Genomic DNA, 13,719 nt, shown 5'->3' on the forward strand with positions numbered 1-13,719 from the left:
AGCACCGTGGATTTCGCCTACGACACCCGCACCGAGGAGCTGCGCGCCGAGTTGGGCGCCTTCCTCGACGAGCACGTCCATCCCGCCGAGGCCGTCTTCGCCGAGCAGCGCGGGCGGATCACCGGCGACGCCCGCTGGTCGGCGCCGCCGGTGGTCCGCGAGCTCAGGGCCGAGGCCAGGCGGCGGGGCCTGTGGAACCTCTTCCTGCCCGGTGAGTACGGCGCCGGACTGACCAACCTCCAGTACGCGCCGCTGGCCGAACTCACCGGCCGCAGCCCCTATCTGGCGCCGCCCGCCCTCAACTGCGCGGCGCCCGACACCGGCAACATGGAGGTGCTCGCCGAGTTCGGCACCCCGCGGCAGCGGAAGGAGTGGCTGGAACCGCTGCTGGCCGGGGAGATCAGGTCCGCGTTCGCGATGACCGAACCTGACGTCGCCTCCTCCGACGCCACCAACATCGAGACGCGGATCCGGCGCGACGGCGACTCGTACGTCATCAACGGCCGCAAGTGGTACATCTCCGGCGCGATGAACCCGGACTGCCGGATCCTCATCGTGATGGGCAAGACCGACCCGACCGCCGCCCGCCACCGCCAGCAGAGCCAGATCCTGGTCCCGCGCGACACCCCCGGGGTCGAAGTGCGGCGCGGCATGGAGGTGTTCGGCTTCGACGACGCCGACCACGGCGGCCACGCCGAACTGGTCTTCCACGACGTACGGGTCCCGGCGGAGAACATCATCGGCGAGGAGGGCGGCGGATTCGCCATCGCCCAGGCCCGGTTGGGGCCCGGCCGGATCCACCACTGCATGCGGCTGATCGGCATGGCCGAGCGGGCCCTGGAGCTGATGTGCCGCCGGGTCACCTCCCGGACCGCCTTCGGCAGGCCGCTCGCCGACCAGGGCGTCGTCCAGGAGTGGATCGCCGAGGCCCGGGTCGAGATAGAGCAGTTGCGGCTGCTGGTCCTCAAGACCGCCTGGCTGATGGACACCGTCGGCAATCAGGGGGCCCACACCGAGATCCAGTCCATCAAGATCGCCACCCCGGCCGCCGTCCAGCGGATCATCGACCGAGCCATCCAGGCGCACGGCGCGGGCGGGGTCGGCCAGGACTTCCCGCTGGCGCGGCTCTTCGCCGCCGCCCGCTCCCTGCGGCTGGCCGACGGCCCGGACGAGGTGCACAAGCGGTCGCTGGCCCGGCGCGAGCTGAAGAAGTACGCAGAGGACCACCGGGCGCCGGGCGGGACCGTGTGACCGGCGGTCCCGCCGGAACCGCCGGGTGCCGGGCCGGACCGTCTGACCAGCGGTCCGGCCCGGCACCCGCGCCGCCGCGGCGGTCAAGGCGCCGCGGCGGTCAAGGGAGTACGACCAGCCGGCCCGTGGTGGCGCCGTCGGCGACGCGCTGCACGGCGTCGGCGGCGGCGTCCAGCGGCAGCCGCTCGGTGACGAGGGGCCTGATCGCGCCCTCGGCGGCCAGCCGGGTGAGTTCGTCGTGGGCCTGCCGGACGGCGACCGGGTCGTAGGTGTTGTACAGGCCCCAGTGCAGGCCCAGGATCGAGTAATTCTTGACCAGGGCGTGGTTGAGGGCGGGGGCCGGGACGGTGCCGCTGGTGAAGCCGACGACCACGATGCGGCCCTCGAAGGCGACGCACTTGGTGGAGCGGGCGTACGCGTCGCCGCCCACCGGGTCGTAGACGACGTTGGCTCCGCGGCCGGCGGTCGCCTCCTTGACGACGGCGACGAAGTCCTCCCGGTGCCGGTCGACCACCAGATCCGCGCCGAGGTCGGCGGCCGCCTTCGCCTTGCCGGCGCCGCCGACGACGCCGATCACGGTGGCGCCCGCCGCCTTGCCGAGCTGGACGGCCGCGCTGCCGACGCCGCCCGCGGCGGCGTGCACCAGCAGGGTCTCGCCGGGGCGCAGCACGGCCCTGCGGTGGAGCCCGAACCAGCCGGTCTGGTAGCCGATGTGCAGGGCGGCGGCCTCCGCGTCGTCCAGCGCCTCGGGGGCGGGCAGCACGCCGCCGGCGGTCACCACGGCGTACTCGGCGAACGCGCCGCCGGGCAGCAGCGCCGGGGTGATCACCCGGGCGCCGATCCGGGCGGTGGGGCCGGTGGCGCCCTCGCCGAGCGCGACGATCTCGCCGCACAGTTCGACGCCCGGGGTGAACGGCAGCGGCGGCTTGATCTGGTACTCGCCGCGGCAGAGCATCGCGTCGGGGAAGTTGACGTTCGCGGCCAGCACCCGGACGAGTGCCTCCCCCGGGCCGGGTGCGGGGGTCGGCACCTCGTCGAGGCGCATCGCCTCGCGCGGCTGCCCGGTCTGGTGCACGCGCCATGCCTTCACGTGGGGACTCCCGGTGGGTTCAGGGCTTCGGGGCTCGGGGCTTCAGGAGCTGGCGGCTCGGGGCTCGGGCGGGGGGACCCGGGGCCGGGCCTTCAGATGCCCGGGGCGTCGGGGGCCCGGTCTGTCCAGGGACCGGGGTGTCAGGGCCGCCGCACCGAGTGCAGCAGCAGGTCGGAGAACTCGGCGGCGACCGCCTCCGCGGACAGCGGGCCGTCCGCGTGGAACCAGGTGCCGAGGTGGTGCACCGAGCCGAAGAAGTAGTCGACCACCAGGTCGGGGCGCAGCTCCGGCCGGAAGTGGCCGTCGCGCTGCCCCTCCTCGACCAACGAGCGGAACGTCTCGTGGTAGCGGCGGCGTTCGGCCCGTACCTCCTTCTGCTTCGCCGGGCTGAGCTGGTGCATGGAGCGGAAGAAGATCTTGGTGTCGTCCAGGTTCTGGATGCTGGTGACCACGACGTCGGCAGCCGCCTCGGCGAGCCGTTCGGACACGCCGGTGGTACGGGCGGCGATCGCGTCGAGCCGCTCGGTCTGCAGGCGCAGCACCCGGCCGTAGATCTCGTGCAGCAAATCGTCCTTGGAGCCGAAGTAGTGGTAGAGGGCGCCCTTGGTGACGCCGGCCGCCTCGACGATCTCCTGTACGGAAGTGCGGTCGTAGCCGCGTTCGGCGAAGAGCCGGGTGGCCTCGGCGAGCAGCCGCTCGGGGACCGCGGCGACGGTGCCGCTACCCGGTCCGCCGCCGGCGCCGCTTGTCACGTTCCGTGCCATGGCCCGTCCTGTCTCCCTCGCTCCGGGCGCGCTCCGCCCGCCGGTCGTTTGTGTGCTCCGGGTCCGTCCGCACCCCGGCCCCGGCCCCGGCCCGGTCGCCGCCCGGCGCGGCGCGTCATGCCGGTTCCGCTCCCCGCCCCGAGGCGGCGGGCCCGGCGGCGCCGCGTCCGGCTGCCTCCTTAACCTGAAGTTCCTCATAGCCGCGCTGGAGCCGGTTCATGCCGCCGAGCCAGCGCTCCGGTTCGGTGGCGCGGGCCGCATAGTAGTCCGCCACCTCGGGGTGCGGCAGGATCAGGAAGCGCTCGGCCGCGATCCCGTCGAGCACCGCCTGCGCCACGTCCTCCGGTTCGATGGCGGTCGGGGCGAGCACGAGGTCGCCCGCGAGCCCGGTGGAGCGGAGCATGTCGGTGCGCACGCCCTGCGGACAGACCGCGTGGACGCGGACCCCGCGGTGCCGGTAGGTGAGCGAGAGCCACTCGGCGAAGGCGAGCGCGCCGTGCTTGGTGACGGAGTACGGCGCCGCGCCGATCATCGTCAGCAGGCCGGCGGCGGAGACGGTGGACACGAAGCGGCCCGCACCGCGCTCCAGCCAGTCGGGCAGCAGGGCCCGAGCGGCGCGTACATGGCTCATCACATTGACGTCCCAGGCCAGCTCCCAGTCGGCTTCGTCGGCCTCGGGGCCGCCTCCGGTGCCGACTCCGGCGTTGGCGCAGAAGACGTCGATCCGGCCGCCGAGCGCGGTACGGGCGGCGGGCACCACCGCGGAGGCGTCGCCGGGTACGGCCGCGGCGCCGATCTCGGCGGCGAGCTCGCGGACTGCGTCGGCGTCGAGGTCGTTGACGGCCACCCGGGCGCCCTCGGCGGCGAACCTGCGGGCGAGCGCGGCTCCGATACCGCCGCCCGCCCCGGTCACGACCACCCGGGCGTCGCGCAGCGCTTCCACGGCCACGGCGTGTCTCCTTCGGCTCGGCGGCTCCCGGCGGCCCCCCTCGTCGCACACTGAGTGCATACTAAGCGGTCGGTCACCCGGATCGGAAGAGGCGGGCCGACCGGTGCGGCACGTGCCGCGGGCCGCACTTCGGACGATCCGGGGCCCGGCCCGCGGGCCGCGCGTGTCCGCGGGGCGCCCCTGCCGGAGGCGCGGTGCGCCGCCGTTCCGCCGCGGCGGGGCGCGCCCCGTCACACGGCGGAACGGCGGCCGGGCGCCCCCGGCGCCCGGCGGGCGGGCGAGCGGGCGTGCTCAGCGGTGCGCGGGGAACTCCACCACCTGCTGGAAGGTCGGGCGGTTCTGCCAGCCGGTCCGGTCGTCTGCGATGCCGCCGAGCGGTCGCTGCACGATGGAGTCGGCGCACCACTGGTCACCGGCCGCGCAGCCGCCGTCGTCGCCCGGGTAGACGGTGGCCGCCGGAACCGCCGCCGCCTGCTTCAGGGTGGACAGCAGCATGTCGCGGCAGGCGGACAGCACTCCGCCGCCGCAGTAGCGCTCGGCCAGCGGCCCCCGGACGGTCTGGCCGAGCACCGCCCGCAGGTCCTTGTCGGCGTACGACCACCAGCCGTACTGGAACGAGCTGCCGGCGTGCGAACCGGTCGGCCCGTGCCCCGCGGACGGCGACTCGTCGACGGTGAGGTCGGCGGCCAGCGCGTCGTACAGGCCGCTCCCGAGCCCCGGCTGGAACTCGCCCCGGACCAGCAGCGGCCACCACACGTCCATCACCCGTACGGCGTCCGCGTCGGCGTAGGTCCGCGAACCCGCCGACGCCGGATGCCGTTTGCTTCCCGCCGCCCGCCATGCCGTCAACTGCCGCACGGCGGTGGCCTCCTGCGGATCGGTCACCGGCGCGGAGCCGATCACCTGGAGCAGTTCGGGCAGCACGTCCTCCCCGCGCAGGTCGGTCAGCGCCGCGTCCTCCATCGCCCCGGCCAGTGCCGCCCGGGTCACCCCGCCCGCCTGGACCAGCGCCTTGACCCGGGAGTCGAGCAGGTCGGCGCGGTGCACCGAGCCGTTGCCGAAGGCCGCCGCGGTGTAGCCGACCGCCTGCTTGTTGTTCCAGGAGACGTAGTAGTCCTGGTCGACCGACTGCGGATGCTGCGCAGGCGGCGTGTAGGAGGCGGTGTTGGCCGCGGGGTCCCAGCCCTGCCAGTCGTACTGCGCCTGTGCCCACACCGGGAAGGAGGGGTCGACGCCGGGTGCCCGTACCGGGTTGGTGCCGCTGTTGTAGTAGGCGGTCTGCCGGGAGTCGGCGTAGAACCAGTTGAAGGTGTAGTTGATGTCCTGGGTGGCCCGCTGGAAGGAGGCGGCGTCATGGACGAAACCCGGGTCGTTCAGCTCCTGGAAGCCGATCATGGAGTCGGCCTCGTGCCGGTAGGAGCTGCGCAGCCGGGTGTACGCGACGGGTTTGCCGCCGACCGTGGCCCGGTACTCCACCGGCCCGTAGGCGGTCCGCCACACCTGCATCCGGTAGGAGCCGGCCGGGGTGGAGTCGGCGACCGTGGGCGACCAGGAGTTGGCGCGCTCCAGCTTCTCCATCGGCACGCAACCGCCGTGGTAGAGGTAGTGGGCGGCGTCCTGGCAGAGTTCGACCGCGTAGGTGTCGGTGACGTCCTGCGCCGCGGAGGTGGCGCTCCAGGCGTAGTCCTGGCCGCGGCCGAGTTCGACGTACATGCCCAGGCCCGCGAAGGAGGCGCCGCGGGCGCTGAGGCCGGGACCCTGGAGCTCCTGGAGCATCAGCAGCTGCGGTGCGAAGTAGCCGGTCTGCGGGCCGAAGACGGCCACCGGGTGGCCGCTGGCGGTGTGCGCGCCGCTGACCACAAGGGCGTTGGACATGCCCTTCCGCGGGTTGGCGAGCAGATCGGCCGGCAGGACTCCCGGGCTTTCGGTGGTGGCCTGGGTGGCGCCGCCGGTCGCGTCGTAGACGAGCGGTTCCGCGGTCACCGAGCCCGGGTCGGGCAGTGCCTCGCCCTGGGCGTCGGCCGGCTTGCCCGCGTACGGGAAGCTGCTGCCGTCGTGCACGGTGGAGGTCGCCTCCGGGTCGTCGCGTTCGCGGAACGCCTCCCAGACCCGGGTGCCCTGCTGGACCCCGTACTTCTGCTGCGCGGCCAGCAGTGACAGCGCGGACTCCACCTCTCCCCCGCCGCCGGTGCCGAACAGCGCGCCGATCACCGAGGCGAGCGCGATCAGGTCGGTGAGCTGGAACGGTTCGATGGTCCCGGCGTTGGTGATCGCGTCCATGTGCCCGGTGAGCACGTACTCGCCGGGAAAGTAGCGCCCGTTCCTGGCCGCGGTGATGTAGGCGTTGATGCCGTCGACGTACGACTGGGCGTCGGCGAGCGCCTGTCCGCCGCGCGGGCCTCCGTTGGCGGCGAGCCAGTCCACCTGGGCCTGCAGATCGGCCTCGGTGTACGGGGCCTGGCGCCAGAACTCCTGCTCCAGACCGCGGTTGGCGGCGGCACCGCCCGCGAAGGACGACAACTCGCCGCGCCCCACGTGCCGGAAGAGGTCCATCAGCCACAACCGGTCCTGCGCGGCGGCGTATCCGGCGCCGAACTCGGTGCCCGACCGGGTGGTGCCCTTGATGTGCGGGACGCCGGTCCGCTTGTCCCGGGTGATGGTCACGCCGGACCGCGGGCTGGTCACCGAGGCGACCTGGCCCGGCGGCACCCCGAAGGAGGAGTCGTTGAAGAAGTCGGTGATGGTGGCGTCGGTGAGGGTCCGGTAGCCGTCCGCGAGGGAGGAGTAGGGGCCGAGCTGGTCCATGGTGTGCGAGGGCCGGGTCCCGAGCACCTTGTCGGCGAGGATGTCGGCGAGGGTGGCGTTGCCGTTCTCGCCGGGCGGCAGGATGTCCGCGCACTGTCCCGCGCAGTAGTCGGTGACGGGGTCGGCGGCGCGCGCCAGTGGCAGCGGGGCCACCAGGGTGGCGGCCAGGGCCAGCAGCGCGGCCGCGGCCGCCGCTCTCAGCGTGCCGATCCGTCGTGGGGTCCGTAGCGGCATGTCTGCTCCTTCCGGATACGGGTGCGCCGGAGGTTACCGCCGGTACGACGACCCCGGAAGGCGGAGATCCGTCAACTTTCCCGGCCGGCGCCCCCGGGCACCGCGCGGCCGTCCGCCTCCCGCACGTCCGCCTCCCGCAGGACGAACACCCCCCAGCCCAGGTACCGCCGGGTCCAGGTCAGGTGGGTCCGCCGGGCGTGGTCCAGGAACTCGCGCATGTCGGCCGCGTCCGGATGCCCGGTGGGCGCGGCCCGCAGCCAGTCGGAGACGGCGCGCCACTGGCCGGCCGCGTACCGGTCCCAGCTGTCGCCGTCGGCGAGCACCATCTCCACCAGTTCCAGCCCGGCGGCCTCGAACCGGTCGAGCGTCCCGGCCAGCGAGGTGAAGTCCGCCGGCCCGGCGCCGATCGCCTCCAGCGCCTCCTCGGGCGCCGGCTCGTTCCAGTACGGCTCGCCGATCAGCATCAGCCCGCCCGCCCGCATCGCCGGCCGCAGCAGCTCGACGGTCCCGGCGAGTCCGCCGCCGATCCAGGTCGCCCCGACACAGGACACCACGTCGTAGGCGCCGGGCGCGGCCCGGTAGGTGCCGGCGTTCCCCCGCTCGAAGCTCAGCCGGCCGGCGACGCCGAGTTCCGCCGCCCGCTCCCGGGCCGCGGTCAGGAACACCTCGCTGAGGTCGACCCCGACCCCGCCGATGCCGTACCGCTGCGCCCACCGGCTGAGCATCTCCCCCTTCCCGCAGGCGAGATCGAGCTGCCGCTGGCCCTCCCGCAGCCGGCAGACCTCTCCGAGGAGCATCAGCTTCTCCTCGGTGTACGGGTTCAGGATGCGATGGCCGGATTCGGCGATCTCGTGGTGGCGCAGGCTCATGCGGTTCCCTACGGGGGTGCGGCGGTGGACCGGGGCCGGGGTGCGCCCGGCGTGGGGCATGCTGCCCGATGGGGCGGGTGCGGTGCCACCCGGTCCCGGCGTCCGGGTCCGGAGGGCGGGTCCGGGCTCGGCCGGGCGCGGCGCCGTGATCGGGGCGCGGCCCTTCCGGCGCCGCCCGGGGATCGGGGACACCGGAACGGCGGCCGAGGGGGTCTGGCCGTTACCAGCCGGTAGTGCGAAGATCACGCCGGACGACGGAGACCAGACGGCGAAGGGACGGCCATGGGCGAGTTGCACGACCTGACGGCAGTGGAACAAGCAGCGGCGATCAGGGACGGCTCCCTGTCTCCGGTCGAACTGACCGAGCACTACCTGGCCAGGATCGAGCGGCTGGACGCCACGCTGGGCGCGTTCATCACCACCACGCCGGAGATCGCCCGCAAACAGGCCGCGGAGGCCGAGACGACGGCACGCGACGCCCGTCGCGAGGGCCGCGGGCTGCCGCCCCTGTACGGCGTGGCGGTCCCGGTCAAGGACCTCAACTTCGTGGCGGGCGTGCGCAGCACGCTGGGCAGTGCCGCCTTCGCCGACCATGTCCCCGACACCGACGACCACGTGGTCACCCGGCTGCGCGACGGCGGCACGATCCTGCTGGGCAAGACCAACACCCCCGAGTTCGGCCTGCCCTGCTACACCGAGAACAAGCTGGCGCCGCCCGCCCGCACCCCCTGGGACCTGACCCGCTCGGCCGGCGGTTCCAGCGGCGGCGCCGCCGCGGCGGTCGCGGGCGGCCTCGCGCCGGTCGCGCAGGCCAGCGACGGCGGCGGTTCGATCCGTATCCCGTCCTCCGCGTGCGGCCTGTTCGGGATCAAGCCGAGCCGGGGCCGGGTCAGCGGCGGCCCGGTGCAGCACGACATCAGCGGGCTGAGCACCTCGGGGCCGATCGCCCGTACCGTCGCGGACGCGGCGGCGCTGCTGGACGTACTGGCCGGGTCGATGCCGGGCATCCCGTACGGCGCCCCCTCGCTGCCGAACGGCGAGACCTTCTCCTCCTACGTCGGCCGCGACCCCGGCCGGCTGCGGATCGTCGCACTGGTGGACCCGCCGGTGCCGGACGTGGAGCTGCACCCCGACTGCCGGGCCGCCCACGACGGCGCCGCGGCGCTGCTGCGCGACCTCGGGCACGACGTGGACGAGCTGGCACTGCCGCGCAACGACTCGATCAAGAGCGCCTTCGAGGCGGTGTGGGCGGTGCTGGCGACGATGTACCCGGTGGCGCCGGAGGACGAGTCCAAGCTGATGCCGCTCACCCGGCGGCTGCGGGCGGCGGGCGACAAGGTCGGCGGCACCGCCTTCGCCGGCGGCCTGCGCGCCTTCCGCGGGCTGGGCCAGCTGATGGCGGACGCGCTGCTGTCCTCGTACGACGTGATCCTCACCCCGACGCTCGCCCAGCCGCCGTCCCTGGTCGGCGGGCTGCGCAACGACGACGACCCGCTGGCGGAGTTCGAGGGCCTGGCGCGCTTCACCCCGTACACCCCGCTCTACAACGCGACCGGACAGCCCGCCGTCAACGTACCGCTGCACTGGACGGAGCAGGGGCTGCCGATCGGGGTGATGCTGGGCGGGCGGTACGGCGACGAGGCGACGCTGATCTCGCTGTCGGCGCAGCTGGAGCAGGCCAGGCCGTGGGCGGGGCGGCGGCCGGAGGTCTGGGCGTAAGGGGGGCGGCGGCTCCGGCGGCGCCGTCGCGTTGACAGGCCGGGTCACCGGAACCATGCTGAGCAAGCGCTTGGTCAAATGCGATGCCCAGGAGGTCCCCGCCATGCCGCAGCAGCCCCGCGTCTTCGCCTCGCTCGACGAGTTGCGTGCCGCCGTAGGTGAACAGCTCGGCTGGACCGACTGGGTGGAGATCGAGCAGAAGCGGATCGACCTGTTCGCCGAGGCGACCGGTGACGACCAGTGGATCCACGTCGACCCGGAGCGCGCGGCGGCCGGCCCGTTCGGGACCACGATCGCGCACGGCTTCCTGACGCTGTCCCTGATCCCTTCGCTGACCCCGCTGCTGTTCCGGGTCGAGGGCGTGAAAATGGGTGTCAACTACGGCGTCAACAAGGTCCGCTTCCCCGCCCCCGTGCCGGTCGGCTCGCGACTGCGCGGTACCGCGGTGGTGGCCGGGGTCACGGAGGCGGGCGGCGGGATCCAGCTGGTCACCCGGGTGACGGTCGAGCGCGAGGGCGGCGACAAGCCGGTGTGCGTGGCGGAGACGGTGGCCCGGTTCTACCTCTGAGCCGCGCCCGCGCCCGGCGCCCGCCGATGCCCCGCGGGCGGTAGGCGCCCTGCGCGCGGCAGGCGCTCAGCGGGCGGTACGCGCCCGGCCGGCGGTACACGGGCGGGCGCCGTTGCGCCGCGGGTCGCCGGCTACGCCGCGGGGCCGGCCGGGGCGTCCGCCCGGCGGACCATCCGCAGCACCAGGTCGGCGTACAGCGCGCCGACCTCGTCGGGGGTCCGGCGGCCGGCCGGGTTGAACCAGCGGGCCACGTCGATGCACAGCGACAGCACCGCGAGGGTGGTCCCCGAGACGTCCGGTACGTCGAACTCCCCGGCCGTCACCCCGTCCTTGACGATCGACCGGATCGCTTCCTCGCTCCGGCGGCGCAGCGCGACGATCTCGGTGTAGTGCTCGGGGCCGAGCGCGCCCAGTTCGTACTGCACCACGCGACCGGTGGTGTGGTGCTCGGCGTGCCAGCGGACGAAGACCCGTACCGCTGCCGCCAGCCGCTCGGCGGCCGGACCCGCGGCGTCCCTGGCCTCGCCGAGCAGGGCCAGCGAGCGCCGGTGGCCGACCTTGCTGATCTGGTAGAGCAGCTCTTCCTTGGTCTTGTAGTGGATGTAGAGCGCGGCCGGGCTCATCCCGGCGCGGCCGGCGATGTCACGGGTGGTGGTGGCGTGGTAGCCGCGCTCGGCGAACGCCTCGACCGCGGCGATCACCAGCCGGCGGGCGGCGTCGGGCGTGATGTCGGCCCAGGACTCATGGCCGTCCATCCCGCTCCCGGCGGACTCGTCGCCGGTGGTGGCCTCCGTACTCATCGCACGCTCCTCCCGCCCCGGTCAGCCGGCTCCGGTTCGTTGACAGGGCCACACCCTACCCGGCCGGTGAGCAAGCGCTTAGACGCGGAGCGGATGCTTCATGCTAGTAGTATCCGTTCAGAACGCCGACACCCCGGTGAGCGCCCGCCCGATCAGCAGCTTGTGGATCTGGCTGGTGCCCTCGTACAGCGTCATCACGCGCGCGTCCCGCAGCAGCTTGCCCGCCGGGTACTCGTCGATGTAGCCGTAGCCGCCGAACACCTGGAGGGCGTTGTTGGCGCAGCGCACCGCGGCCTCGCTGGCGTAGAGCTTGGCAGTGGAGGACTCGGTGGCGAACGGCAGCCCGCGGTCGATGTGGTCGGCGACCCGCCAGGTGAGCAGCCGGGCGGCGTCCACGTCCACCGCGATGTCGGCCAGCAGCTCCTGGACCAGCTGCCGCCCGGCGATCGGCGCGCCGAACTGCTCGCGCTGGCCGGCGTACCCGACCGCCGCCTCCAGGCACGCCTGGGCGATGCCGACGCAGCCCGCCGCGACCGACATCCGGCCCTTGGCCAGTGCCGCCATGGCGACCGAGAAGCCCTTGCCCTCGGGCCCGAGCATGGCCTCGACGGGCACCCGCACCCCGTCCAGCACCAGTTCGGCGGTCGCCTGGCCGCGCAGCCCCAGCTTGCCGTGGATCTCGCGGCGGGTCAGTCCGGGGGTGTCGGTGGGCACCAGGAAGGCGCTGATCCCCCGGTGGCCGGGGCCGCCGGTACGGGCGAAGAGCAGCACCACGTCGGCCCAGGTGCCGTTGGTGATGAACATCTTGCTGCCGGTGATCGCGTAGGCGTCGCCGTCGCGGACCGCCCGGGTGGTGAGGGCGGCCGCGTCGGAGCCGGTGCCGGGCTCGGTCAGGCCGAAGCACCCTACCGCCTCGCCGGAGGTGAGCCGGGGCAGCCACCGCCGCTTCTGCCGCTCGCTGCCCCAGTGCGCTATCGACGTGGCGACAAGGCCGAGGGAGACCGACACGATGCCGCGCACCGCGGAGTCGCCCCTCCCCAGCTCCTCGGTGACCAGGCAGTACGCGAGGTGGTCGCCGCCGGAGCCGCCGTACCGCTCGTCGACGGTCAGGCCGAGGAAGCCGAGCGCGCCCAGCTTCTTCACGATCCCCCGGTCCACGCTTTCCGCCCGGTCCCAGGCAACCGCGTTGGGGGTGATCTCGCGGTCGGTGAAGTCCCTGGCCAGCGCCTTGACGGCGGCCTGCTCCTCGGACAGCTCAAGGTCCACTGCGGCACCCGGCCCTTTCGCGCCTTCGGTCCCCGACCGCGTGAGGTGATCGGAAAACAGGAAACTACCACCGCTAGTTTCCTGGCGGCAGCCTCTACTATGTGCCGCATGGCCCGCCCCCGCAAGCCCTTGCTGACCCGCGACCGCATCGCCGAGGCAGCGCTCGACCTCATCGACGCGGAGGGCCTCACCGCGCTGTCCACCCGGCGGCTCGCCGCGGAACTGGGGGTCAGCGGGCCCTCGCTCTACAACCACTTCGCCACCAAGGACGCGATCCTGGACGCGGCGGCCGACACGGTGATCGCCCAGGTCGATCTGTCGATGTTCGGCACGGCGGACGGTACCGGGGCGGACGGCACCAGGGACGACAATGGGGCAGGCGGGCGCGGGGACGGGGCCGACGGCCGCGGGGACTGGGCGGGCGCGCTGCTGGCGTGGGGGCGTTCCTACCGGGCGGCGCTCGCCGACCATCCCCACTTCGTACCGTTCCTGGCCACCGGGCCGGGGCTGCGGCCGGCCGGGCTGCGGATGGCCGACGCGGTGTTCGGCGGGATGGTGGGGGCCGGCTGGCCGCCCGCCCACGCGACCAGGATCGGCGCCCTGATGCGCTACTTCGTCACCGGCTCCGCGCTCGGATCCTTCGCGGGCGGCTTCGTCGGCGACGCGGCGGCCTACGACCCGGCCGACTACCCGCACCTCGGCCAGGCCCACCTGCTGGCCGGCCGGCGCGAACAGGTCGACCAGGGAGCCTTCGACACTGGCCTGCGCGCCCTCATCGACGGCTTGGCCCTGCAATACCAGCGGCTGCGCGGCACCGAGGGCTGACAGGATGGCGGTCATGCCATCCTTCGGATACGGACTCGTCCAGGTCGACTACGAGAAGTACGACGGCTCCCTGCACTGGAATCTGCGCATGCGCCGTCTGGGTGAGGACGAGCACGGCGTCTGGCTCGGCCTGCCCGCCAACAGCGTGATGCGCAAGGGCCGCAACCCCGAGGTACCGGTCGCGGACGCCCACGTCATCCTCTTCCCCCGCGACGTCTGGTGGACGGCCACCTTCAACGCGGCCCCCCGCGCCACCGAGATCTACTGCGACATCACCACGCCCCCGCAGTGGCCCTCCCCGGGGCGCGTCACCATGGTCGACCTCGATCTCGACGTCCTGCGCAAACGGGACGCCGACGGCCCGGTCCTGGTGGACGAGGACGAGTTCGCCGAACACCAGGTGGCGTACGGCTACCCGGCCGAGGTGATCTCCGCCGCCGAGGCCGCGGCACGGTGGCTGATGGCGGCGGTGGCCGGCGGCACGGGACCGTTCGGCGGAGCGCACGAGAAGTGGCTCGCGATGGTCGACGGGATCTGACGGGCCGCGCGGCGCGGCCGGTGCGGGGCTGTGTGCGGGGC

Annotated in this window: 12 protein-coding genes; 5 read left to right on the forward strand and 7 right to left on the reverse strand. The window is 73.8% G+C overall.

Going from position 1 to position 13,719, the window contains the following annotated elements; genetic code table 11:
* Positions 1-6: 6 nt before the first annotated feature.
* The gene (locus tag RLT57_RS04515; protein WP_311296064.1) at positions 7-1,251 is read left to right on the forward strand and encodes an acyl-CoA dehydrogenase family protein; all 1,245 of its coding nucleotides are present in this window, start codon (positions 7-9) and stop codon (positions 1,249-1,251) included.
* A gap of 100 nt (positions 1,252-1,351) precedes the next feature.
* Here RLT57_RS04515 and RLT57_RS04520 read toward each other — a convergent pair whose 3' ends face one another.
* The 5 genes from RLT57_RS04520 to RLT57_RS04540 all read right to left on the reverse strand — a co-directional run bounded on the left by RLT57_RS04520 (position 1,352) and on the right by RLT57_RS04540 (position 7,962).
* A complete protein-coding gene (locus RLT57_RS04520; RefSeq protein WP_311296065.1) occupies positions 1,352-2,341 on the reverse strand; it encodes an NADPH:quinone oxidoreductase family protein in 990 nt (329 codons plus the stop codon).
* Positions 2,342-2,481: 140 nt separating this feature from the next.
* Positions 2,482-3,105, reverse strand: coding sequence for a TetR/AcrR family transcriptional regulator (locus RLT57_RS04525; protein WP_311296066.1), 624 nt, complete (start codon positions 3,103-3,105; stop codon positions 2,482-2,484).
* A 115-nt stretch (positions 3,106-3,220) separates the two neighbouring features.
* Positions 3,221-4,048 (reverse strand): SDR family oxidoreductase, encoded by an 828-nt coding sequence (locus RLT57_RS04530; protein ID WP_311300568.1) that lies wholly within the window; start codon positions 4,046-4,048, stop codon positions 3,221-3,223.
* A gap of 297 nt (positions 4,049-4,345) precedes the next feature.
* Positions 4,346-7,093, reverse strand: coding sequence for a penicillin acylase family protein (locus RLT57_RS04535; protein ID WP_311296067.1), 2,748 nt, complete (start codon positions 7,091-7,093; stop codon positions 4,346-4,348).
* A 71-nt stretch (positions 7,094-7,164) separates the two neighbouring features.
* On the reverse strand, positions 7,165-7,962 hold the full coding sequence (locus RLT57_RS04540; RefSeq protein WP_311296068.1) for an SAM-dependent methyltransferase: 798 nt from the start codon (positions 7,960-7,962) through the stop codon (positions 7,165-7,167).
* A gap of 282 nt (positions 7,963-8,244) precedes the next feature.
* On the opposite strand from RLT57_RS04540, the gene RLT57_RS04545 reads away from it, so the two are divergent.
* Together RLT57_RS04545 and RLT57_RS04550 are read left to right on the forward strand one after the other, a co-directional pair.
* Positions 8,245-9,681, forward strand: a complete 1,437-nt coding sequence (locus tag RLT57_RS04545; RefSeq protein ID WP_311296069.1) for an amidase — start codon at positions 8,245-8,247, stop codon at positions 9,679-9,681.
* 103 nt (positions 9,682-9,784) lie between these two features.
* Positions 9,785-10,249, forward strand: a complete 465-nt coding sequence (locus tag RLT57_RS04550) for a MaoC family dehydratase (protein ID WP_311296070.1) — start codon at positions 9,785-9,787, stop codon at positions 10,247-10,249.
* 131 nt (positions 10,250-10,380) lie between these two features.
* On the opposite strand, the gene RLT57_RS04555 is transcribed toward RLT57_RS04550, so the two are convergent.
* Positions 10,381-11,049: a TetR family transcriptional regulator gene (locus RLT57_RS04555; protein ID WP_399128023.1), complete on the reverse strand. Its 669-nt coding sequence runs from the start codon at positions 11,047-11,049 to the stop codon at positions 10,381-10,383.
* 117 nt (positions 11,050-11,166) lie between these two features.
* On the reverse strand, positions 11,167-12,315 hold the full coding sequence (locus RLT57_RS04560) for an acyl-CoA dehydrogenase family protein (RefSeq protein WP_311296071.1): 1,149 nt from the start codon (positions 12,313-12,315) through the stop codon (positions 11,167-11,169).
* A 99-nt stretch (positions 12,316-12,414) separates the two neighbouring features.
* Here RLT57_RS04560 and RLT57_RS04565 point away from each other — a divergent pair, with 99 nt between their 5' ends.
* A complete protein-coding gene (locus RLT57_RS04565) occupies positions 12,415-13,140 on the forward strand; it encodes a TetR/AcrR family transcriptional regulator (protein WP_311296072.1) in 726 nt (241 codons plus the stop codon).
* Positions 13,141-13,153: 13 nt separating this feature from the next.
* A complete protein-coding gene (locus RLT57_RS04570) occupies positions 13,154-13,678 on the forward strand; it encodes a DUF402 domain-containing protein (RefSeq protein WP_311296073.1) in 525 nt (174 codons plus the stop codon).
* Positions 13,679-13,719: the final 41 nt, after the last annotated feature.

It is taken from the genome of Streptomyces sp. ITFR-21 (assembly GCF_031844685.1).
Taxonomy (GTDB): Bacteria; Actinomycetota; Actinomycetes; order Streptomycetales; family Streptomycetaceae; genus Actinacidiphila.

Bases quoted from the DNA above. Each gene is read 5' to 3' on its own strand.
- RLT57_RS04550 (WP_311296070.1), top strand. From the start codon at position 9,785: ATGCCGCAGCAGCCCCGCGTCTTCGCCTCGCTCGACGAGTTGCGTGCC.
- RLT57_RS04535 (WP_311296067.1), bottom strand. From the start codon at position 7,093: ATGCCGCTACGGACCCCACGACGGATCGGCACGCTGAGAGCGGCGGCC.
- RLT57_RS04570 (WP_311296073.1), top strand. From the start codon at position 13,154: ATGCCATCCTTCGGATACGGACTCGTCCAGGTCGACTACGAGAAGTAC.
- RLT57_RS04565 (WP_311296072.1), top strand. From the start codon at position 12,415: ATGTGCCGCATGGCCCGCCCCCGCAAGCCCTTGCTGACCCGCGACCGC.
- RLT57_RS04540 (WP_311296068.1), bottom strand. From the start codon at position 7,962: ATGAGCCTGCGCCACCACGAGATCGCCGAATCCGGCCATCGCATCCTG.
- RLT57_RS04555 (WP_399128023.1), bottom strand. From the start codon at position 11,049: ATGAGTACGGAGGCCACCACCGGCGACGAGTCCGCCGGGAGCGGGATG.
- RLT57_RS04545 (WP_311296069.1), top strand. From the start codon at position 8,245: ATGGGCGAGTTGCACGACCTGACGGCAGTGGAACAAGCAGCGGCGATC.
- RLT57_RS04525 (WP_311296066.1), bottom strand. From the start codon at position 3,105: ATGGCACGGAACGTGACAAGCGGCGCCGGCGGCGGACCGGGTAGCGGC.